Below are 23,609 nucleotides of genomic sequence, written 5' to 3'. Positions count from 1 at the left end.
AACAGTATGCGTTGAGTCTATTGCAGGTTCCTTAGCACCAAAGAGAATGAGCCCGAGGACTCCTCCGGCAGCCAAACCACTTCATAGATGATGTCATTTGAATAACGGGCAACGACCTCCTCCCAGGAGACACGATTGCCCCCCTCGGCCCAAATGTGCGGGGCGGGAGAAACCTTAACTTGGATAGCTTCAGGACAAAGCGTTTCGAGGCCGCAGTGCCAAACCTGAGGTCTCATCGGAAAGGAAGGGGGGCCAAACGCATCCGGAGCGTTAATGATCAAAAGACGCTTCCCGTCTGCTGGCAATAGAGCCAGGGATTTAAATTCCACCTCCAGCTTTCTAACCTCCCGATCAGCTAAATTCCACATCTTGGTCCGTTCAAAGGAGGAGTAAAACTGCACTATGACAAGCAGGGTGAGACCTACTCCTCCTGCCGCTCTTGTCGTAAGAAGCGGAGCTAAAGAAAGCAGAAAAGGAGCGGAAAGATAGTAGTATCGGCTTGAGGGATGACCGCCGATCAGCCAAGGTAAAAGCGCCAGGATGAACGCGCATACAAAAAAACGGCTGCGCCTTTCTTTGACGGCAAAATAGAGCATGACCAGCCACAAAGCAAGGCTTGCGACGATGCCTAAAAAGGAGCTTAGAATTTCCTTACTGATGTTGGGCGCTAAGACAATCAAAGGGCTTGCGAAAAGAAATTTCAAGCTGGCGGCAAGGCTGCTGACCGCATAAATGGTTTCCTTGCTCGATTGCTCTCGAAGGAGGCCATAAGCCATTAACACCAGCAGCGAGGGAAGGAAATAGAAAAAGAGCTTTGGGAGCGAGGGGCGCCCTTCCTTGAGAAGGGCAGAGAGCGCTGTCAGGGGAAAGACTAAAACACCCCAGTCCCATGTCATTAAAGCGGCAGCCTGAACCATCGCCTCAAGCCATCCCATGCTCTGATGTTCCTTGCTCATCGGGGAGGCGTTGATTACAAGGGAGGCCAAAATAAAAAGAAGTGTCCACGTGTACCCAAGGCAACAGGTCCAAGCGAGCGCCTCGATTCCGGAAGCGGAGAGCAACAGCAGTAGCGATGCCATCGCTGACTGAAAGGGGGTATAGCTGAATCGCTTAACCAAAAATAGATAGAGGAGGCACGTGTTGGCGAGGTGCACAGCTAACGTAACGGCCTTGTACTCTCTTAAAGTGATTACCCCCTCTGCCAACCATTTCCAAAGCCAATTCAGCGTCCACGTATAATGGATCGTCCAAAGGGAATCACCGCTTTTCGCTCGTTCCAGAAGGACAAAGTCATCAGAAATGAGCCCGATCGGCAGAAGATGGACATAAAATGCCACAAGAAAACCGACTGCCGCAAGCGGAAGAAGAACAAAAAGAAGTAAACGTTGAAAATTCCCGTTCATCAAGGCTCTAAGAGAAGAAGCGCTTTCACCCTGGCGCGAAAAAGCTCCTGCATCTCTTCATATTTTTTCCGATTCATAAGTCCTACCGCTTCCAGTTGCGACGGATCCATTTTCAACACATTGACAACCGCCTCCCTGGCTCCCTCAGGGCTAATATGATAGATATCTGCATAGCTTTGCTTTGTCACTTTGATCGGCTGGATCAAAAAAGCAGGATCGTCGATGAACTCATTCATGGGGGGCGCATCGACAGTGATCACCACCGCACCTGCGCTCATGGCTTCGATGAGGTAGTGGCCAAAGCCTTCCGTCTTGCTCGGGCATATATGGATTCCGCAGCTGTTTTGCAACTCTTTCAGTTGTTGATCCGGTACAAAATGGGGGATCAGAAGCACATTTTTCGGGATTTTTTTGTACTTTGAGACATGATCTATGATTGTGAGCGGGGGAAAGGAGCTGTGCCATCCCATCAGCACCTCCACGGTCCCCTTCATGGGGCTTGACCCTTTGACATGGAGAAACTTGCGGAAATCCTTTTCACAATCTTCCAATTTTCGATCCTGGCCGATGAAACCCAAATAGAACACCGGGAGGTTGTATCCGGTGAATATCCTGTCTACCTCCTGCGTTCTTGCCAAAATTAAATCCGCTTTCTTGAGCTGCTTAAGCGTCGCGGAGCAAAATTCGGGATTGGGGATAAAATAGTTTTTCTTACCAAAAGAGAGAATGGAATCGGCAAAATCCTGAATCAGAATTTGAATATCGACCTGTTCAATCGCCGGATCACCCGCTTTTTTCCCCTTTAAACGGTAAAAATCGACCGCCTCCACACAATGTCCAAGATTGCTGATCTCGTCAGTGAGTATTTTGATATCCTTGGAAAGCCCTTTCTGATTGAACTCGCCGATGACGCGAATCTTCAAAGGAGAAGATTCTCTGCTGCATCCTTCGGATTGCAGGAAAGTCAGAACAAACAAGAGAAGGCAGAAGAGAGCCTCTTTCTTCAAAACCCGCTTTATCATGGCCTCGGCATAAAGAAATGATCGGATCGGACGGAACATATAACTACTCCAAAGTTAAAAGATCTTGCAGGTTCTGCAAAAACTCTTCTTTCAGCTCGAGATACCTCCTTCGATTTTGTTCCCCCACTTCTTTCAGTTCCTTCGGACTCAATTTCATCGTGTGGGCAACAGCCTTCCTGATCTCTTGAGGAGAGACATGATATAGCTTACCCCAGCCGTGGACGCTGGTTTTGAAGTAAGGGATGAGAAAACGGCGATCGACGATAAACTCATTCATGGGAGGAGCATCGGTTGTCAGAACGACAGCGCCGGCGCTCATGGCTTCGGTCATTGAATGGCCAAATCCTTCCGTCTTGCTCGGACAGAGATGGATACCCGACCTGTTTTGCGCGATTTTGATCTCTTCATCAGTCAGGTAGGCATCTATGATGGTAATGTTGGGTGTGATTTTTTTGTAGTGGGGCCAGTGATCGACCACAATCAGCTCAGGAAAAGAGGGGTTCCAGGCGGCCACAATCTCTTCGCAGGATTTAAACGGGCTAAAGCCTTTCAGATGAAAATAACTGCGGTACTTCTTCTCAACATGCGGCAAGAACTGATCTGCTCCTGTAAAGCCAAGGTAGAAAACCGGCAGCCCCTTTTCTGAATAGAGCCGTTCAACCTCTCTTGTTCTGGCAAGGATCAGATCCACTTTCTGCAAAGACTCGGGAGTGTCCCAGCACCACTCCGGGTTAGGGATGAGGTAGTTTTTCTCGCCGAATGTCAGAAGATGGCTGTCATACTCCTGAATGAAAATTTGGACTTTAGCTTTCGGAAACACCTCACCGTGAATGGCGAGGCCGGCCATCTCCGGGATAAACCGGCTATCGTGGGAGTATCCTAAAGCATCGAGGCTCTCCTCCAGGATACGGACATCTTTGACGAAACCGGCCTTGCTTGGAAAGCTAAGAATTCTGACGTCCACTTCGTCCCCTTGGGCGGCATCGGCTCTCATTGCAAAAAAAAGTAAAAAAAAGAGGAAAAGAGGGCGCATAAATTCCTTCTGCAAGCAAGATTGAAGAACACTCATGATCGAAAGGGTAAATTGTGTGAGCATCTTAATCGGTCGGCCCCGCCGATTCAACTCTTTCCTGCGAAGCTATACCGAAAGTGTCTCAAAATTTGGGTTTGGCAAAGAGAAAGCACTCCGATTGTATGATCAACTTAGGAAATTGGCTATTAAAGCCCTACAACAACTCTTACTGTTAAAAAACGGTCTACATCACTATTTTGCCGGGAGGAGCCCGCTTGGTGTGGGACGAGTTGAAAATTAAAACGAAGCTTACGACCCTGTAATAAAACTGAACTCATATAATGAGTTTGTGGGCAGTCCCATTTACCAAAAAAATTGCAAAGGGTTATTAACAACAGTTATGATAGACTCCATATTGAAATGCACTTAAGGTTGGACATGCCCTGGTTAAAAGAGTTTTGGAAGGCGATCAACAAAAATCGAACCACATATATTGTAACTCTAGCCGCTTTCGGGATTGTCTCATTCGCGCTGTTCTTTTTCCTTTTCAGAGGATTCGACAGCGGTGAAAACTTCGGCAAAAACAAGACTTTCAAAATTGCAAGGGACCCCAACCTCTATCCAATCCAACTGGCGGGAAAGGAGAGGAATCTTTCAGCCTTTACCAACGAGCTTATCTTCAAACTCGCCAAAGACAAAAACATCAAGATACAACTTTTCACCTCATCCTTCAATTTTCTGTTTGAAAAGTTGAAGAGTAAAGAATTCGATGCCATCGTCTCGACCATGGCCCCCACTCCTCTCAACCGTCAGCAATACCTCTTCTCGCTACCCTTTTTTGAGGTGGGTCCCGTACTGGTTGTCAGGCACGATTCACAGGTTCAATCGATCGATGACCTGAGAGGGAAGGCTGTTGGGATTAAACGGGGAGATTCGATATTGGTGGACAAGACCAGCAGTGGAATCCTGTTTGTGCCCTATGACAGCCATTTGACAGCTTTCGATGATCTGGAAACAAAAAAAGTCGAAGGAGTGATTCTGCCCGCCTCGGCAGCACAAACATTCATCAAAGTGTTCTACTCCGGCAGGCTCAAAGTAGCCTCATCTCCCCTTAGGGAGGAGGGTCTGCGCTTAGTCGCAGAAAAGACCCTGGCCAACCATTTCCTCATTGAAACATTCAACAAAGCTCTTAAGGAAGCGATGGCCGATGGCACTTACGACTCGCTGCTGATTAAATGGAGCCTCGTCAACCCCCGGATGAGCTCCCAAGAGCCCAGCAAAGAAGAATAGGTTATTGACCCATGGAAAACGCGCCTTCAGAAACAGTCAAGAAGATACCCCGATTTAAGATAGCTGCTTTCTTTTTCCTTTATCTCTACCTATTCATCATGGTTTTAGCCTTTATCTTCTGCTCATTCAGAAAACCCCATCCTGTGGGCTTGACGATGGAAACCGTGCAGGCGATCCGGATGAAAGATTCCCCATAAGAGGCTCATATTATAACATGGCGCTTCTCTTGAGCATGCTTCCTGTGTACCTGGCCGGCAATTTGCATTGCATAGGCATGTGCGGCCCTCTTGTCATGACCATCAGCAGCCACCCCTACAGGATGCTCTATTTTTTCGGCAGGGCCCTCTCATTTTCCCTGCTAGGGCTAACCTCCGCGACTTTTGGCATGGCGCTAGAGATTAGCCTGAAAAATGCAGGTATACCGGCGCTGGCTAGCTTCCTCTTCGGCTTCCTGATGCTCTTTTTTACTTGTGCCGCCTTAATTTCAGAAGCATCCCTCATGCCCAGTGCGCTTGCCAAGAGGCTTGCCAAAGCTTCCGGGGTGCTCGCCTCATTCCTTTTGAGAGGAAGTCCTGCGGGCACATTTTACTTCGGATTTTTTACTCCCTTGCTACCTTGCGGCCAGACGCTTCTTGTCTTCTCTGCCATAGCCCTTTTTGGAGATCCGCTGGCCGGGTTAGTGAATGGGTTTCTCTTCGCCCTCCTCACCTCCCCTTCCCTGTTTCTTGCGATGAAAGTTCCTGCCCTTTTGAGAGCCGACAAAAAGAAACTGAACTACCTTCTCCCTCTGGCAGCCGCTCCGGCCGCCCTATTGGCAATCCTAAGAGGCTCTGCTGAAATGGGATGGATTAATCACATGGCGTTAGAGCTCCCGCTTGGCATCCACCTTGCGCTCTACTGATAAAAGTCCAAAAATTCAAAACCCTGGATTTTCAAAAAAACAGGAAACCAAATTTTGAATTCATTTCGCTATAGGTATAAAATCGGCCTAGCAAAGAGAAGTTGAAACTTCACCGGCATATTGCACTTTTCTTGAGACCGCCCCATCAAGCAGGCAAAAAACATGGCTCGATATCCTTTTCTCCAGTTGATTGTAAAATCACTCTTCTCGCTGGGATTTCTTATTCTTCTTGGGCTGCTCTACTGGTCCTTCACACTGCAGGAAGAGCATTTGATCCAAATCCGCTCTGAACTTGGAAAAATCAAATACGACCTCATGGAAAACAGGGAGTCTCTTGAAACGCTAAAAAGGGAGATCGATTCAAAAGAAATGATCCATAGCCCTTCCGCAGCCTCTGAGAAACCGATCTCAAGCCCAAAATATTCCTCTCCCCACATCGACAGCTCCTATCCCAACCTCCTTGCAAGAGATCCCTTTTTTGATCACGTACTTCCCACGCTGCTACCTCCAGGCTTCACTCCACGCGGTACTTTTCAGGCAGCGACCTATGGCAAACCAGACAGCTTGCACCCCTTCAGCAACTGGGGCGATATCAACTCCTGGATCTCCCTTTGCTCTTTGAACCTTGCTAAGGACCATATCGGCGTCTACGAAAAATTCGCTCCCTCCATGGCACTCAAGATCGAAGAGAGGCCCATCAAAGGGAAGGACTATCCGGAATTCTGGGTGCACCTGCGCGAAGGAGTTTTTTTTGAACCGTTGGAAAGGCGATTTTTTCCCAAGGAAATTAACCTCGCACCCCACTTTTTAAAGAGGCATCCGGTCACCTCCGCGGACTTCAAATTCTTTTTCGATGCGCTCATGAATCCGAGCAACCAAGAACCGGGAGCTTTGGCGCTAAGGACCTACCTCTCCGATATCGATGAGCTAAGAGTTATCGACCCTAAGACATTCGTTGTCCGATGGAAAGCCCACCCTGTTCAGACAGAAGAGGGTAAAACAACAGAAAAGGTGAAATACATCGCCCGGTCTTGGACCGGAGCCTTAAAACCGCTTCCCTGCTTCCTCTATCAATATTTCGCCGACGGCACAAAAATCATCGAAGATGATAAGGATCCTGACACCTATCGCAAAAGCACTGTCTTTGCACAAAATTTCTCAAGACATTTTGCCAAAAACATCATCCCCAGCTGCGGTGCGTGGATTTTTGACGGCATGACCGACAGGGAAATCCGGTTCAGGCGAAACCCCTCTTTTTTTGAGGGAAACGCTGCGCTCGCCGACAAGAGAGTCATCGCCTTCAGAAACTCTCCTGACAGCATCTGGCAGGATTTCAAGGCTGGAAAACTAGATACTTATCCCCTGCAACCTGATCAGGAAGTGGAACTAAAGGATTTTTTGAACTCCGAGCAGTACAAACGGCAAGAGAAGGAAGGCCTTGCGATCAAGCTTTTGACTTACCTGAACAGATCCTATACCTGGCTTGGATGGAATCAGGAAAACCCTCTTTTCAAAAGCAAGAACGTGCGTAAAGCCCTGACACAGGCCATCGACAGAAAGCGCATCGTGGATGAGTACTTAAGCGGCAACGCGGTGGAAATTCACGGCACATTCTTTGTAGCCAGCCGGGAAAACAACCCCGCCATCAAACCATGGGCTTTTGACCCTTTGAGAGCTAAGAAATTGCTCAAAGAGGAAGGCTGGGAAGACATCGATGGCGATGGTATTTTGGAAAAGACCATCGACGGCAAGATCGTCAAATTTTCTTTCGCCCTTTCCTATTTTGTTAAAAACCCCACCACGAAGGCCGTTGTGGAATTCGTTTCCGACAGCTTAAAAAAAATAGGGATCGAATGCCGGCTGAAAGGCCTTGACATGGCAGACCTGTCCATGACCATCGAAGATAAAAGCTTTGACGCCCTGTATCTGGCCTGGGGTTTCGGGATGCCCCCTGATGATCCAAGGCAACTTTGGCACTCCTCCCAGGCAAAACTGAAGGGATCATCCAACGTTGTGGCATTCCAAAATAGCGAAGCGGATAAAATCATCGACCAGCTCGACTATGAATATGATCCCCAAGAGAGGTTAAACCTCTACCACAAATTCGACTCTATCATCCATGAGCAGCAGCCCTATACATTCCTCTATACCCCCATCATAAAACTGCTATATAGAGAAACGCTGCAAAACGTCTTCTTGCCGACAGACAGGAAAGACCTGATTCCGGATGCCAACATCAGCGAACCTGTGCCTTCCATTTTCTGGCTGAAGCAACAATCGGGAGGGTAAAAGTCCATGTGGAGTTATTTGGTACGAAGGGCTCTCTTGATCCCTGTGACGCTCTTTTTCATCGTGCTGATTAATTTCGTCATCATCAATTTAGCGCCAGGCGACCCCAGCACGCAGGTAGAGATTTCAAACCAGGGAGCTTCCAAAAAGGCAGGAGGCTCACTTGCCTTCGGCACTGACGACAGGTACCTGCAATTCCGTGAATTTTTCGGTTTGACCCTGCCCATCCTCTTCAATACATGGAGCTACGCTGACAAACAATCCATCGTCAATATTTTGGAGAGCATCAACGATTACTTAAAGCCCGGAGCTAACAAGGGCCTCACCTCAAAACAATTCCATGACACCCGTATCAAAATGGGCGATATGTCCCGTTTCGTCATGCCCAAACTCCTTTTGATCATGGAAGACCCCCAATATGAGAAATCGATGAGGCTGATTGCAGCGCAATTTTTCATCCGGGGCGGGACAAAAATGGCCATCTTAGGCCCTAACTTGACGCCCGAAGAGAAGAGTTTCAACCAGAAGCTGACAGAAGACTATAATTTTTTTCAGAAGGAGCTCCCCTTAGCCACCGACACTGATCCACAGATAGATGAAAAAATTGGAAAACTCCGGCAGTGGTATGAAATGAACAAGGACTTCTATCACTTCGAGCCGAGTGAACCGGAGAAGATCAAACTCCTCTTTTTCGACACCCGGTTCTTCCGGTACATGTCGCGCGTGGCAACGCTAAATTTCGGCTCTGTCCGCAACGACCCGAACAAGTCGGTGGTAGGGGAGGTGGTGAAGCGTTTTAAATATTCACTGACTCTGGCGATCACTCCCATGGTGATCACCTTCTTTGCTGCGCTGCTGCTCGGAATCGCTATGGCGATCTGGCAAAACACCCTGCTTGATCACATCCTGAACCTCTTTGCTCTAGTGCTGTATGCCATACCCGTCTTTGTAGTCGCTCCCTTCCTGATCGAAAATGTCGCCTTGGACGGCCATTTCCCCTTCACAAATACACCTATTCCGCTAAGCGGTTTCACAAGCCCGGACGCTGTTTACGATAATTTAACCTCTCTCGGAAGACTGCAAGATACCGTGCAGCACCTGGTGCTGCCGCTGATCGCCATTCTCTATGGAGGAATCGCCGCGCAAAGCCGACTCGCCAGAACAGCTGTCTTGGAAGTGATGAGGCAAGATTACATCCGTACCGCGAAAGCTAAAGGCGTGCCTCCTTGGACTATCATCTGGAAGCACATCGGGCGCAACGCATCGATCACCATCGTCACCTCCATCGCCGGATCTTTGGGAATTATCCTCGGAGGGTCTCTGATCGTCGAGACTTTGTTCGAAATCGACGGATTCGGGAAATTTTTCTATGATGCCATTCTCAACCGCGACTACAACACCATCATGTTCTCCACTCTGGCCGGCTCGTTTCTCACATTGCTTGGCTATCTGGCAGCAGACATCTCCTACACGCTTTTAGATCCGAGGGTAACGCTGGACTGATATATGATAAACACCTTCATTCAAGATCCCTACTGGAGAGCTATCTGCACAAGGTTTTTCAGGCACAAGACCGGTGTTGCCGGCACGGTTGTTTTCTTATTTCTTACCTTCCTGGGAATATACGCGCCCTTTTTTGCCTCTTCGAAGCCTCTCTTTGTCCTATACGACAACGAGCCCTATTTCCCCCTCTTCCGCTATCTTTTCTATAAAGGGTTTTACACCAAAGGAATCGATCTTTTCTTCAATCTGGCGATGTTTTTCATACCCCTCTTCCTTTGTACTTTTCTTGTCCCCAAAAAGACAGGAAGGGCCCTCAGGATGACTGCCCTCACGGCCTTTATTCTCCTGTTCTTGCTGGTGGAAAGCGGCTTTGTGGAAAATCCAGCAAAATCGAGGCACTCCGTGCCCACCGAATCGGGCGAAGCGAGCCTTAATTTTGCTTTAGAAATTCAGGAGGCTTCCCCCTACGGAAGGCTGAATTTGCTTCTTGAGCATATCTTATCCAAGAAAAGGCACGACGCTTTAGCCCCTCTCCTGCCCGATTACATCCGGGAAGTCCAGTCATTTCGCAAAGAAGCGAAAGATCTGAAGCTGCCCACCAACTACCAAAACAGTCTGGCCCATGAAGAGCAAACCCTGTCATTGCTTAAAGAAAGAGTCGAGATGGAAGGGAGTGATTCCAAGGCCCGGAAAGAGGATTTGGAAGAGATCGCCTACATCAATGAACGCAGAGAGTGGATCGAAAACGAGTCTTTGAGAGTATCGTGGATTGTCATGCCGCTAATCAGGCCGTTTCACTGGGAAGATGGCGCCGGTGGAGACCGTTTTTTTAATCGTATCGCCGACATTACCGACAAAACCCGCATTAACCGCAAAGACCTGTTTGCTTCACTGCTCTTCGGCATCCGCATCTCCCTTGTCGTCGGTGTACTTTCCATTGCAATCAGCCTCCTCATCGGTATTCCCATTGGAGCTATCGCGGGCTACTTTGCAGGGAAGACTGATCTGCTGATTTGCCGCCTGATCGAGATTTGGGAGTCTATGCCCGCATTCTTCATGCTCCTCATGATTATCGCTGTCATGCAATCTAAATCGATCTTTATCGTGATCCTGATCATCGGCCTGTTCGGCTGGACCAGTTTCAGCCGCTTCATCCGGGGGGAGTTTTTCAAACAGCGCAGCCTCTCTTACGTCGACGCCTGCCTTGTCCTTGGGCTGCCAAAGAAACGCATCATCTTCTCCCACATCCTCCCCAATGCCATCCCGCCGGTCCTCACTCTGCTTCCCTTCGCCATTATGGGAGCTATATCGTCCGAAGCCGGGCTCTCCTTTCTTGGACTTGGAGAAGAAGGTTCTTGTTCTTTAGGGGTTTTAATGGATGAAGGAAGATCGTCATTTCCCGGTGAAAGCTACCTTCTGTGGCCACCCGCTTTTGTTCTGACTGTGTTTCTAATCGCGATCGCACTGGTAGGCGATGCTTTACGAGACACTCTTGATCCTAAAGGATTTAGATTCTGATTTAATAACCATCCAAGAACACTCAAGAATACGTTTTGACATCGATCGCTTTGCAAACGCTGGCACCAAAATATCTCAATAAAAAACAACCACCCCGATTATAATAGTTAAAATACCCACTTAGTTTATAATCAACGGCAAATTCCTAACTATGGATTTGCACATGATGTTGACGGTAAGAGAGCCCTTGCGCTGCCTGCACTTGAGGGCAAGTGGATACCGCCCCCCTGATATGAAGCTCCAAAATGAGGTTCGCCACCGAGTTGATGCGGCCGCCCAAGAGAGGATATGCGAACAGGCGGCACCGAAAAGGATAAAGCCCAAAGCCTCCAAGATAGTCCTCTCTTTAGAGCAACGTGCTTTAAAAGCAGTCCAGAGCAAAGACTCCCTGAGAGCGATCGATGCGCTCCTCCATGAAATTTCATGGGACGAACTGCTTTTGGCCGCAAGGAAAAAGCATGGAGAATTGCCCTCGCTCCGCTCACTTGCCGTATTATTGGCTGACAGCGTTTATTCCCTTCCGGAACCTCCTGCCCAAAGCTCCATCCTCGGCACCCTTATTTCCCTTTGCAAAAGCGCTATCCGAAAAATCTTGCACCTTCTGGACGCGATACTCTCCTCCCTCGGCATCGAAGACCTTTTCTCTCATGCCGACAATGAATTTCAAGCCTCCCACAAACTGCAGAAGATTATCCTTCTGATCTCCATTCTCACCGGCTTGTTGACCCTGTTTGCCGTATCGTCAATCAATTTGGAAACTGCATTCATCATCGCCGGAAGTATTCTTGCCGCAGCTGCTCTCTCGGCCCTCTACATTCGCTACCTTAAGCCGGCGCCGACAAGCCTGCCTTGCGCCAGAAACTTAAGTGAAGAGGCTCTCTCAACAACCCCTAAACCTCTCAGACGAAGAGGCTCCCTGGACCTTCTGGCCACTCATCTAGAAAGAGAAGGAGAACTTAAGCGCCCCGTGCTTATAACCGGTCCTCAAGGGGTGGGAAAGACAAAGCTCATTGAAGATTTGGCAAAAGCCATTTGTCTTGGCATGTACCCAAAACTGAAGGGAAAGCAGCTCTTCTACTTCAACACGGCCGACCTGATCGCTACCAGCTACTCAGGAGGGATCTGGGGGGATGGGGACAGAGTGTTGCAAAAGATTTTAGAAGCTATCGGAAAGCACGGAGAGGATACCATCCTCGTTTTCGATGATATTCACACAGCATGCAAGCCAGGCGAAAACTACTATTTCGCCGACAGGTTGAAAGCATACCTTGACGGCAAGGAAAGAGGATTCTCTCATTTTATCGCCATTTCAAGCACCGAAGACTACAACCGGATTGTCTTTCCTAACGCCCCCTGGTTTGAGGGCAAGTTCCACAAAATGGTTCTTGAGAGCGCCGATCGGCAAGAGACGATTGCCTGCCTGATGGAAAAGGTGGCCGAAGAGCCCTTGTCTCCCTTAATGGAGGAGGGCGCTCTTCAGTTTCTCTATGAGAAGGTAAGGGAGAGCCCCCTTCTTTCCGGCAGACCGGAGCCCTTTTCTTCCCTCATCATTTTAGAAAGGTGCTTAACAGCTGTTGAGCACTCCTTCAAGCCTTTAAAGCAACAGGCTAAATTGCGCCTGCAGCAAGAAATGAGAGATCTTGTAAAGGCACACTCCTTAAGCCGCGGTAATGAACTAATGCGAGGAGGTGCCCTCAAGCCATGGGAAACAACTCAGTCAGAACTTCAGGGGATTGAAGCCCTTATTGAGAGGGAGCAGGCGCAATTAAATAAGCTAAGCTCATTGAAAGGCAAGCATGAGGAGGCCACGAAAGATCTCCTGGAACTGGCGGGCCGTGTTTCTGCAATTGACGAGAATCATTTATCTGGCAAGCAACAAACCGATTCCAAGAAGTTCCTGTTCTTGATTGGCTTCTACCTTCCCCTACTTGAGAAGAAGCTGGATAAGACAGCCCAATCCATCGATGCCGAAATCAAACTCACTCGAGATCTCATCTTAAGGGAAATCGGCAAAGAAGAGGCGGCAATGCAAAGCGATCGGGAGGGTGCCTAAAAGAGATTTTAAGAGATTTTATTTCCCGTCACAAACTTTACAAGGACGCGTTCCAGGTCTGAAGACGTGAGAGGCTTGCTGACAAAGTCGTCCATCCCCTCGGCAAGATATTTCTCCCTATCCCCACGGAGAGCATTCGCAGTTAGGGCTACAATGGGTATTTGCGCCTTCTTCCCCGGAAGTTTTTTGATCTCTCTTGTGGTGGCGAGACCGTCCATGACGGGCATCTGGATGTCCATAAAAATCACATTGTAGTCCCTTTCCTTAAGGAGCTCTAAAGCTGCCATCCCGCTGTCGGCCACATCCACAACGCATCCCATGATCTCAAGTATTTCCTTGATCACTTCAGCATTTAAAAGATAGTCTTCAACAACTAAAATATGGGCGTCAAACTTAGCGGTGATCCTCTTCATGGATAAATCCTTTTCCGGTCACTATCAAAACGAACTCATACCTCAAGTGGTACCGAAAGTGTCCAAAATTTTGAGAGATTTCCGGTATAAACACTCAATTCATTTTATGCATCAATGACAATTAAACCAAAAGCACCTTGAAGAAAAGCTACTGGCTCAGGCTATTTCTCGCGGTTTCCAAAGAGTCAACAAGCTGTTTAACATCAGATGGATAAACAGGATATTCCAGCGTTTGTACATTCTTTGCGGCATAGTCGTGGAACGGGGGGACAAGATAGATCGCCCTGGGGTGATTTCCCCGCATTTTAGAGAGGATCTGGTCAACCCGGCTGCTTTGAACAAAAATAAGATCGTAAGATTGCGGAAGGGCATTTTTAAAGAAGCTTTCCTCATCGACCTCCGTCTCTAAGGAGACGTGAAAGAAATTCAAATACTCTTCCAGATACACATCAGGTTCGCCTGAGTCCTTATAGAGGAGGCTTTTTCTCCATGGCCTATCAACCTCATGACTCATCCCGACGCTCATGGGAAGGTCAAAAAAGAACGTGGTTCCGGCCCCCTTCGTACTCAAGACCTGAATATCCCCCTGCATTAGACCCACCAGCTTTTTGCAAATCGCAAGACCAAGCCCTGTTCCACCATATTGTCTGGTCGTTGAGCTGTCGCCTTGGGTAAATGGTGTAAAAAGCTTCGCTTTTGTCTCTTCATCCATTCCAATGCCGCTATCGATCACTTCAAAGCGAATCCACTCTTTTTCAGGAGTGACTCGTTTCAATGTCACCCTTAATTCCACAAAACCGGTTGCGGTGAACTTAAGGCTATTGCCGAGTAAATTGATCAAAATCTGTTTGAGGCGAAAGGAATCGCCGATAAAGGGCTTCAGCAGTTTCGGGTCGAAGAAAAGGTTAAGCCTTAAATTTTTCTGTGAGGCCTTCGGATAGAACAGCAAAAGAATTTCTTTAACTAAATCGGCCAGATTAAACTCGCTCTCTTCCAGTTTAAACTCGCCTACCTCAATTTTTGACAGATCAAGGATCTGGTTGACGAGCGTCAGAAGAATTTCCGAAGCATCCCGGATGCCTTGGATAAATCTCTCTTGCCGATCGTTGATGTTCGTGTTGTAGAGCAGTTCGGTCATTCCCGTGATGACGTTTAGGGGCGTGCGGATTTCGTGGCTCATGTTCGCCAAAAAAGAGCTTTTTGCCCGGTTGGCCGTCAGTGCCTGATCTTTGGCGTGAATAAGCTCTTCTTCATGCAATTTCAGTTCATTCACAGATTCGTTGAGCTTACGTTCGCTCTCTTTAAGCTCAGAGAGAATCCGCTCCCTTGCTTCCTTAACCTGCATCGCCTCGTGGATCACAATGACGGCCTGAATGACCGGCATCAGAAGCTGCATTGTCTCGATCTTAAATTCACAAGAGAGGCTGTCGATGTAAAACACACCCAATATATCGTCATTGGAAAGCAGAGGGACACAAAGAGCATACCTGCTTCCCAGAGGTTCGGCAAAGACCTCGCCGATTTGCGGTTTTTTTTGCTCAATCGATGCCTGGGCAAAGGCCGCTATCTCTTTAAAAGGGCCAATTCCCGGCTCCAGAAGGACTGCTTTAAAAGACTCCTCATATTTTTTAGGGAACGCCGCGATCGGCTCCATCACGCCTTTGTTTTTCAGGGCGATAAACCCCATCGTTCCCGAGGTGACCGTAAGAATATCGCGGAGCAGCGCATTAAAAATGGCGCCTACGGTTTCCCTGTTTTGCTCTTTGATGAAGTCGGACAGGGAGAGAGAAACCAAGTCGAGCAAAATGTTGCTGATATGAAGATACTTTTCCTGCTTTTTTTCCCTGGAGATGTCGCGGAATATGGCATAGAAGCGCCTGTCCCCCTCCGATTGCACAAAGCCAAACCGCGCCTCCACGGAAAAGAAGGCTCCACTTTTCGTTTTGACCACCGACTCAAAAAATTCGCCGATATGGTTTTTGAAGTCATTGTTTTGAAGGTGAGCAAAATCAGGAAAGATCGCGTCGACTTTAAGCCCGCTCCAATCGCCTGCCTGTATGATTTTAAGGCCGGTTTTATTGACAAACTGGATTGAGCCATCCTCACCGAAAAGGAGGATGCCGTCCAGCGAGTAGTCCAAGACATTTCTTAACACTTCTGCTGAAATCCGCTCTTCCATACCTGTACCTAATCAAAAAAAATCCCGTTACACCGGCAGTGTCTTGTAATTTATGATTTTGCGACACCTTCGGTTTATAGCGATTCAAAATTACCCTATCAATCAATACTTTCCCCTTAGCGGGGGAATCAATCGCGGCGATGAATTGATGGGATGGCAGCATATTTAGATACGCTCGATGCCAAACACGCTTAGAGACCATTAACGGGTTCGGTTAACAATCTCTGAGAGCTATTCCGAAAGCGCTTCAAAATAAGAAGTTTATTTTTTCGATACTATGAAAGAGAGTTCAATAAAATCTCCCAAGGTGGCATTCTCGAATTGTACCGGAAGTGTCTTAAAATTTGGTTTTTAGCTTTGAGAGAGCCCTCTCTATTGAAAGAATGCATACCTCCTCATTCTTCTAACATTAGGTGATTTGCACTCTTTCAACTCCTAGGCCTTCTCAAAGCCAAAATCCCGAATTTAGAGTTACCCGTGGTATAAAGGCTCCCCATACACAGAAATCGTGTGATTTTGAGTTTCACCCAAAACAACGGAATATTAAAAACAAAACCCCACCCCTGAACAGGAACGATCTCTAAGATATTTATATTGAAAACAAAGAAAAGAAAAAGTACTCTCTTTCTTTAAAAAAAATAATACCACGCGAAAATTAATTATCAGGGAAGAAATGACTATTTCGTACGACGCACAATTCATCCATGCCTTCAAACAAACGCTGGATCTGGCATTTTCCTGCCCTTGTCACCCCTTCGAGGTACCATTTTTTTTCACCTGGGGAACAGTCTTGGTATCGACTACCTTGAATAAAACCTCCGAAAAGTTATCGGAACAGATCTCTAAGGTGTTCGCCGACAGCCAAAATGGCTACGTCATCACGCCCGTGCAAGTCGATGGAAAGAAAGCCACCAGTAAGATGACGGCGCAAATCTTTGTCATCCCCGAGGAAACTGAGGGCCACTACTCAGCTGCCGTCAGCCAAATCGCAAAAGCTGTCAAGGAAGTGTGTTCTCTATATAACTCCAGATGGAACAAAAGAAGCTTTGCCTATGACGGCCACGATCTCTCTTCGCATGAAATCGGCGGATATGTGATCCGCACCTCGCATGAGCCAAAACTAGATATGGAACACGTCACCAGTACTTTGACGAAAGTAAAACAGATCTACTCAACCGTGTAGAGCGACAGACGGGAGGCGTAAATGCCTCCATGATACACTGTCTGAAACGCCTTCGCCTCTTCGCTATCCCCTTCGTTACTTCCTCCGGTATTCAAATTGCGGCCGTGGTTTGGAAAATCCGACGACGTCACCAGCAAACCTATGCGATGGCCCTTAAGAAATGCGTGGGCAGTGTGCCCCAGTTGAATTTCCAGCCGGTAAATTTTGCCTTTCTCAATGCCATGCGTAGCCCGGACTGAATCAAGAAATCGCATCCTGATAAATCCGGCAACCAGAAAGTAAGATTTTCCATTGGGGTGAATATCGACCAATTTGGCGCAAAAATCGGTATCTAGCGCCGAGGAAGAGACAAAAAGGATCAATGAAACCGGGCCGACAGCTTTGACCGGGGCAGGCAGAGGCTCAGTTTTATAGGCGAGCACATCCCTCCTCGCTCCCACAAGCGACTGTTCCCTGGGACCCTCCGTCTGATTTCCATAAATCATATTATTCCCAAGAGAAGGACAGGGATCCAACGGGTCGTAGACATAGTGATCCTGCTTTTCATCCGCCGGTTGCTCGGCAGTGAGCACTCCATCACCCGACATCGTATTGGCTTTTCCCATACCATGGAGAAAATAAAATTTCTCTTTTGCTTCTTTGGGAGGCCAGGAGGAAGCCTTTCGCCAGCGGTTTTCTCCCATCATGAAGTAATCGATGGGGTTGTTCTCGTCGAAGGTCGACGCTTCCCCCTTAAGATGCAAATCGAGCCATTCCACGAAAAACTTGATACAGCTTCTGAATTTAGCTTCCCGGCCAAAGGAAACTTCAGGAAACTCCTCCGAGGGATGATGCTCCCAAGGTCCAATGAGCAGCCTGCTTTTTTTATGCCTTTGATAGGCATTGGCAGAGCTCGTCTCCAAAAAATCTTCTATAGTGTTGGTCAGAAACCTGTCAAACCAGCCCGCCACAAAAAAAACAGGCATCCGGATCTCTTCCCGAATGTGGGACACACTGATCGATCTCCAGTAATCATCCACGTGGAGGTGGTGCATCCAGGTCTTGAAAGTGTCGATACCGTCCTTTAGCCTTTTGTCGAATTGCAAAACCGGCAGCTGCCAGATCATCAAATCCACTTCTTCGTGGGGGACGTCCCTTCCTTTCCTCCCCCCGTGGCGGGAGAGCCAATAGAGAATATCCTTGAGGTAAGGGACTCCGTGATCGACCCATCCCCTATAGGCATTTTGACCCGAAAACATCGGGATGATGGTCTTCAGGCAAGGGTGTGGGTCTCTTGCCGCAAGCCAGGCGCACGAGCCGAGATAGGAAAATCCATACAGGGCGACAGCGCCGGAGGACCACTGCTGGGAGGATATCCAGTCAATCGTGTCGTTGCCGTCTTTCTCCTCATGGATGAAGGGATTGAATTCTCCTTCAGAGGCATATTTTCCTCGGACATCCTGCACAAGGACGACGTAGCCCAAACTGCACAAGATTGTTGCCAAAACAGGATAGCTATGCTCGGTGTTCTCTTTTCCGTAGGGAGTTCTCAATAAAACGGCAGGATATCTGCCCTCCTCTTTCGGACGGTAGAGATCGGCGGAGAGGATGATTCCGTCCCGCATCGGAATCAGCAGGTTGTGTTCTTTAGCAACCTTGCACGAGGGCGACCTCAGTCCTAAGTACCAGTTATATACATAGCGATAGATCTGAAAATGGTACGCAGCGGCGGCTAAAGCGACCGAAACTCCTAAAAAGATCCCCGACAGGATTAAGTAGTAAAATGATGGATGCATGGCTTGTCTTGGTTATTCCATAATACGTCTGCCGAAACCGATCCTTTGCGCCGGCCGGATCTTTGCTCGCCCCGGATCTATACCGAAAGCCTATCAAAAATTGGCATGTGAACTTTCTCTTTGCCCAAAGCCAATTTTTGAGACACTTTCGGTATCAATCTTTGCGACCCGAATTTTACGATGTCGCCATCCATTGACGGATTGCAAGCAAAAATCACCTTTATGCCAAAAGTGTCTTCAAATGCTGTTTTTGGCAAAGAAAAAATCATACGATTTCTGTTTGGGGACAGTCTCTTGCAGTCATGCGGCGTCACCTTGCCACCCAGGAGAGCAACAGTTTGGCATCCTCATGAATCTGCTCCGAAGCAAGCGGATGCCCGGCTGCGATTTCAAGCGCCTTCACAAATTCCTCTTTTGGACTTTTCTGGATCAATCGGTAAAGAATCCAGATCGAGAGAGTGGAGGGCATTCGCTCGATGGATTGCAAAAGTTTAGGTTCAAAGCCCGGACACTTCTCGATGGCGTGCGCCAAAGGACCGGGAGAGCCAATCTCCTCGTCGGGATACCGCTCCAAAATCGCCAGCATGGCGTCAAGTGCAAGCTCAGGTTTCCCCGTGCCAATCAGCTCATCGGTCAGCTTCGATATTTTCTGCATGTAGTCGCCTTCGATGCTAAAATCCTCAAAATCTGCTATAATATCCTCAATTTCTCGCACCATCAGCATTCAAAACCTTTTGATTGGATAGATTTAAAAACAGATAATAGAAAATTGAAATTTATAAAGGTAGACTAACGGTTGCAAGCAGGGATTTCCCTCGGTAACGGGCGCAAACCGCACGCGTTGGCGCCAAGCTTTCTAACCAAATCGACCCGAATAACTATCAAGTTAATTCTAAGGTCTTTATAATCTCCACTCCCTTTCTTCCCGAAAACGGGTAGCGGAAGGGTGAAGCGATGAACTGTATCGATTCACATCGGTATATACCGAATGTATCTCAGAGTCGGGGATTTTGGCCTAGGGTAAACCTCGCGATTGAAAGATCACAAGTCACTTACTATTAGCAATATGATGTGACCGGCGCTCTTTCAATCGCGAGAGTTTATCCACGAAAAAAAACAAAGTTTTGAGATACTTTCGGTATATCTCGGATATTAAAAATAGTGTTATGGTGGCAAAAAAAAATATTCCTGACCGGCTCCTCGTCCGGCGGGATTCTAAATAGAGAACCCCTTGGCTTGATGAAAGAAAATAAAAAAGAAATTAAAAACCCTCTCTTTGGCCTTCTTTTTTCCCAGTTTATCGGCGCATTCAATGATAACGCCTGGAAGATCATGGTGTTTACCTTGGCAACCAGGGCGCTCATCCAAGACGGAATGGACAAAGAGACATTTGAATACGCCTCGCAGATCAAAGCCACATTGGCTCTTTTGGTCTTTCTCATTCCGATGCTCCTCTTCTCCTTTCCTGCCGGAGCTATTGCCGACAGAGTCAGCAAAAGAAGCATGATTATCGTCATGAAAGCTTTGGAAGTCGTTTTACTGGCCGCCGGAGCCTTCAGCCTCTTCTTCATGCCCACCAATCTCTTCTTTGCATATGCGGTGCTGGGTCTCATGGGAATGCAAAGCGCCCTCTTCAGCCCCGCTAAATATGGCATCCTCCCACAAATTCTGCCCTACGAGAAGCTGGCAAAAGGCAATGGCCTGATCGAGATGTGGACAATGATCGCGATCATCGCCGGTACAGGTCTTGGGCCCCTCATGCTAATTTTCGACAAAGAGGGCACAAGACCGGACTTAAGCTTCACCGGGCCTTTAGCCCTGATGATTCTATCGATGGCCGGCCTTGCAGCATCCTTCCTTGTCCCGAAAGTGAATCCCGTGAAGGAAGAGGGCACCGGCTTTATCAACACGATCAAGGATGCCGGAAATTCCATTTACCGCGACCGGGTTTTGCTCCTCGCCGTTTTAGGAACCGTCTTTTTTTGGCTCAACATCAGTCTGCTCGGCCAGAATGTGCTTGTCTACGCCAAGGGACTCGTGCAGCATCTGGAGAGGGGTGAGCTCTACCAGGGGGTGCCTCCTGCCTCCTATGGCGTTGGCATCGCTATCGGCGCTCTCTTAGGAGGAAAGATCTCCGGAGACCGAATCGAATATGGCCTCATTCCCCTGGGAGCCATCGGGTTCGCGGCCATGTCTTTGGTGCTCGGCATCGTGCAGCCCCTGATGGCCGGAACGGTCATCACCCTGATCATGCTGGGAATTTCTTCGGGCATGGTCGTCGTTCCCCTCCAGTCCCTCGTTCAGTGGCGCGCCCCGCATGATCAGAAAGGGGCCATCATCGGCCTCGTCAACGCCTTCAACATCTTCGGCATGATCATCGGTTCTGTCGCAGCCTCCGCCATGGCCGTCATGGGACTCAATTTAGAAAAAACACTCGTCATCTCCGCTCTTTTAGTGGTCGCCGCGACCATCTGGTCGGTCAAACTTTTGCCGGAAGCTTTAACGCGCCTGCTTTTCATTATCCTGACCAACACCTTTTACAAAATACGCATCGTCGGCGAGGAAAATATCCCCAAAGAGGGCGCCGCCCTGATCGTGTCCAACCACCTGTCGGCAACCGACGCTTTCTTCGTGATGGCCGCCATCGACCGCCCCATCCGTTTTGTCATGAGCGACAAGCACTTCAACAAATGGTGGTTCAGACCTTTTGCCCTTGCCATGGACGCCATTCCGGTCCCTTTCGATGAAGACTCGAGCAGCGTGCAAAAAGCCTTAAGGGGGGTCAACAAGCATCTTAAGAGAGGCCACCTCGTCTGTTTATTCCCGGAAGGAAACGTCTCCAGGACAGGGATGCTTCAGCCGTTCAGGGAAGAGCTCAAAGAGATCATGAACCGCAGAAGCTGTCCCATTATTCCCATCTATCTCGACAGGGTCTGGGGAACTATTTTTTCCCCAAAGGGCGGCAGGTATATCCCGCGAAGACCGCAAAATATTCCCCATCCTATGACTGTCATCATCGGCAGGCCGCTTTCCGATGAGGCGACCACATCCGAAGTGCGTCGGGTGATCAGAAAGCTTGGATCCGAAGCGTGGCTCATGCGGAATGAGGATGAGGAGCCCATCTTTCAGCACTTTATCCGCAGTGTCTTCAGAGCTCCCTGGAAAACGGTCCTGATCGATGAGCAGGGAGAAAAGCGCTCAAGGATCATCACCCTATCGGCGGCCATCAACTTGGCACGGAAGCTGAAGAAACAGGCTCCGGGAGAAGAGATTGTTGGCATCATGCTGCCCACTTCTTTCGATGGAATAGCCGCCAACTTAGCGGTCACTATGTCCGGCAGGTGCGCGGTCAATGTCAGGTATGGGAAAGATATGCAAAGCATACTTCACATCCTAGAGAAATCCAAAGTACGCACCATCATCACCAGCAAATCTCTTCTGGAAGCAAAAAACATTGGCCTTCCGCAGCATATCCGCTGCGTTTTTGTGGAAAATCTGATCGACCAGCTAAGCGGCTTCAAGCTGTTTACCGCTGCGGTGGCCGGCCTGACTTTGCCGAAAAAGATCCTGGACAGGATGATCGGATCCGTCAAGGCGCCAAGCCCTGCTTCCCCGCTCACCATTATCTTCACCAGCGGAGCCACAGCCCTGCCGAAAGGAGTTGTCCTCTCCCATTTCAACGTCTCCTCGAACGTCGAGGGGGTTTCTCAGGTGGTTCCATCGACCGGACTCAAAGACAGGCTGCTGCATGCCCTCCCGCTATCGCATGCGCTTGGATATATGACGATGTGGCTGGGATTGAACCACAGCCTGCCTTTCGTCTTGGTACCCAATCCGGCAAACGCCTCTTTTGTTGCCAAGGCAGTCAGGGATTATAAAGTTTCCATGCTCTGGACTACGCCTTCGCTGCTGAAAATCTATCTGGAACAGGTTCCGCCCGAGGCCTTCGGATCGTTGAAGTTCGTTTTGACTGGAGGGGAAAAGCTTCCGCAAAAACTGGCGGAGGAATTCCATGATAAGTTCGGCATTACTCCCGTCGAGGGATACGGTTGCGCCGAGTGCAGCGCCGTCATCTCCACCAATACCCTCGATATCAGACTCCCCGGCGTCTATCAGGCCGGATCTCAAAAAGGATCTGTCGGACAGCCTCTGCCTGGCGTCAGAGTGAAAATCGTCGATCCTGCCACCTTCAAGGAAGTGGCCTGCGGCGAAAGCGGCCTTCTGATCGCGAAAGGGCCGAACATCATGCTTCACTACCTTGACAATCCTGAAATGACCCGGGAATCCATCAGGGATGGCTGGTATATCACTCAAGATATCGCCACACAAGACGATCACGATTTCATCACTTTGCTCGACCGCAAGGAGAGGTTCATCAAATCCAATGAGAAGTGGATACCGCTCTCTGCCATCGAAGAGGCGCTGCACCATCTGGCTAGGGAGAAGTGGCAATCATTCGCTTTGACTCTGCTTAAGGACCAGTTTATTGGAGATAAAATCGCCATTGTCCATACAGTGGATGAGAAAACCGTCGCCGCCCTCCTCGAAGAGGCAAACCGGCACGAGCTACTCTCACCTTTTTGCCTCAAAGAGGAAAATTTCTTTCAGGTCGAAAAACTGCCGCACTCGCCGGCCGGAAAAATCGATTTTTCTCAGCTGGGACGATTAGTTCTTTTAAAAGACCGGGCGTGATGACGCTCATGCCGAAATGAGCCCAGAGGGTGGGCTCACTGCACCAAAGCGGCATCACCTCAGCATGTTATTGCTGAGGCTCTTTTGAGTCGGGCTCTCCCTCCATCACCTAAACCGAACGGATCGCAAAATTTGGAATTTTAAATCCGTCCGCTTTTAGCACGTGCAGCCTTAAGCTCTTCCCCCTCATTTTTTATAAACCGCTCAAAACCAAAGCATTCGAATCCACACAACCCACTAATTTCCAATCACATAAAAACAGACAAATCCTTAGAGAAAAAAGCACTGCAGGTCTATGGTAAGGTTATAGTGCCATCGAGCCGGTTACACCGAAAGTCTCTCAACACTTAGGTTAGGCCTGATCAAAGTTCCCATG

General features: G+C 48.6%; 16 protein-coding genes. 9 read left to right on the top strand and 7 right to left on the bottom strand.

The genetic code is table 11. The features are described from left to right. Positions 1-17 precede the first annotated feature (17 nt). Genes ELAC_RS08025 through ELAC_RS08015 form a run of 3 tightly spaced genes read right to left on the bottom strand, consistent with a single transcriptional unit; the run spans position 18 to position 3,458 of the window. Complete coding sequence (locus tag ELAC_RS08025; RefSeq protein WP_098038763.1) at positions 18-1,403, bottom strand: hypothetical protein; 1,386 nt, start codon at positions 1,401-1,403, stop codon at positions 18-20. Beyond that, positions 1,403-2,464, bottom strand: a complete 1,062-nt coding sequence (locus tag ELAC_RS08020) for a glycosyltransferase (protein WP_098038762.1) — start codon at positions 2,462-2,464, stop codon at positions 1,403-1,405. Before ELAC_RS08020 ends, ELAC_RS08025 begins: the two co-directional genes overlap by 1 nt. A 4-nt stretch (positions 2,465-2,468) precedes the next feature. Continuing rightward, entirely contained in the window at positions 2,469-3,458 is a 990-nt protein-coding gene (locus ELAC_RS08015; RefSeq protein WP_158227847.1) for a glycosyltransferase, read from the bottom strand. A 417-nt stretch (positions 3,459-3,875) separates the two neighbouring features. Here ELAC_RS08015 and ELAC_RS08010 point away from each other — a divergent pair, with 417 nt between their 5' ends. The 7 genes from ELAC_RS08010 (at position 3,876) to ELAC_RS07980 (ending at position 12,991) form a co-directional block, all read left to right on the top strand. Further along, positions 3,876-4,727 (top strand): substrate-binding periplasmic protein, encoded by an 852-nt coding sequence (locus ELAC_RS08010; RefSeq protein WP_158227846.1) that lies wholly within the window; start codon positions 3,876-3,878, stop codon positions 4,725-4,727. Positions 4,728-4,738: 11 nt separating this feature from the next. Then, entirely contained in the window at positions 4,739-4,924 is a 186-nt protein-coding gene (locus ELAC_RS08005; protein ID WP_098038759.1) for a hypothetical protein, read from the top strand. A gap of 17 nt (positions 4,925-4,941) precedes the next feature. Next, positions 4,942-5,628 (top strand): sulfite exporter TauE/SafE family protein, encoded by a 687-nt coding sequence (locus ELAC_RS08000; RefSeq protein ID WP_098038758.1) that lies wholly within the window; start codon positions 4,942-4,944, stop codon positions 5,626-5,628. A 162-nt stretch (positions 5,629-5,790) separates the two neighbouring features. After that, positions 5,791-7,917 carry an ABC transporter substrate-binding protein gene (locus ELAC_RS07995; RefSeq protein ID WP_239414447.1) on the top strand — a complete coding sequence of 709 codons (2,127 nt, stop codon included), beginning with the start codon at positions 5,791-5,793 and terminating at the stop codon, positions 7,915-7,917. A gap of 6 nt (positions 7,918-7,923) precedes the next feature. Beyond that, positions 7,924-9,420, top strand: a complete 1,497-nt coding sequence (locus tag ELAC_RS07990) for an ABC transporter permease (RefSeq protein WP_098038757.1) — start codon at positions 7,924-7,926, stop codon at positions 9,418-9,420. Positions 9,421-9,423: 3 nt separating this feature from the next. Next, positions 9,424-10,938: an ABC transporter permease gene (locus tag ELAC_RS07985; RefSeq protein ID WP_098038756.1), complete on the top strand. Its 1,515-nt coding sequence runs from the start codon at positions 9,424-9,426 to the stop codon at positions 10,936-10,938. Between the two features lie 163 nt (positions 10,939-11,101). Continuing rightward, complete coding sequence (locus ELAC_RS07980) at positions 11,102-12,991, top strand: AAA family ATPase (protein ID WP_158227845.1); 1,890 nt, start codon at positions 11,102-11,104, stop codon at positions 12,989-12,991. A gap of 8 nt (positions 12,992-12,999) precedes the next feature. Here the strand turns inward: ELAC_RS07980 and ELAC_RS07975 are convergent, their stop codons facing one another. Then, complete coding sequence (locus ELAC_RS07975) at positions 13,000-13,404, bottom strand: response regulator (RefSeq protein WP_098038754.1); 405 nt, start codon at positions 13,402-13,404, stop codon at positions 13,000-13,002. Positions 13,405-13,552: 148 nt separating this feature from the next. Then, the gene (locus ELAC_RS07970) at positions 13,553-15,583 is read right to left on the bottom strand and encodes a PAS domain-containing sensor histidine kinase (protein ID WP_098038753.1); all 2,031 of its coding nucleotides are present in this window, start codon (positions 15,581-15,583) and stop codon (positions 13,553-13,555) included. A gap of 673 nt (positions 15,584-16,256) precedes the next feature. On the opposite strand from ELAC_RS07970, the gene ELAC_RS07965 reads away from it, so the two are divergent. Then, entirely contained in the window at positions 16,257-16,766 is a 510-nt protein-coding gene (locus ELAC_RS07965) for a hypothetical protein (protein WP_098038752.1), read from the top strand. Here the strand turns inward: ELAC_RS07965 and ELAC_RS07960 are convergent. Further along, positions 16,751-18,541: a CocE/NonD family hydrolase gene (locus ELAC_RS07960; protein ID WP_098038751.1), complete on the bottom strand. Its 1,791-nt coding sequence runs from the start codon at positions 18,539-18,541 to the stop codon at positions 16,751-16,753. The genes ELAC_RS07965 and ELAC_RS07960 overlap by 16 nt on opposite strands. A gap of 310 nt (positions 18,542-18,851) precedes the next feature. After that, positions 18,852-19,259, bottom strand: a complete 408-nt coding sequence (locus ELAC_RS07950) for a hypothetical protein (protein ID WP_143406478.1) — start codon at positions 19,257-19,259, stop codon at positions 18,852-18,854. A 521-nt stretch (positions 19,260-19,780) separates the two neighbouring features. On the opposite strand from ELAC_RS07950, the gene ELAC_RS07945 reads away from it, so the two are divergent. Beyond that, positions 19,781-23,233, top strand: coding sequence for an MFS transporter (locus ELAC_RS07945; protein WP_098038748.1), 3,453 nt, complete (start codon positions 19,781-19,783; stop codon positions 23,231-23,233). The last annotated feature ends 376 nt before the right edge of the window (positions 23,234-23,609 follow it).

This window comes from Estrella lausannensis (genome assembly GCF_900000175.1).
GTDB classification, from domain to species: Bacteria; Chlamydiota; Chlamydiia; order Chlamydiales; family Criblamydiaceae; genus Estrella; species Estrella lausannensis.
This window is presented reverse-complemented; position numbering and strand designations above follow the sequence as displayed.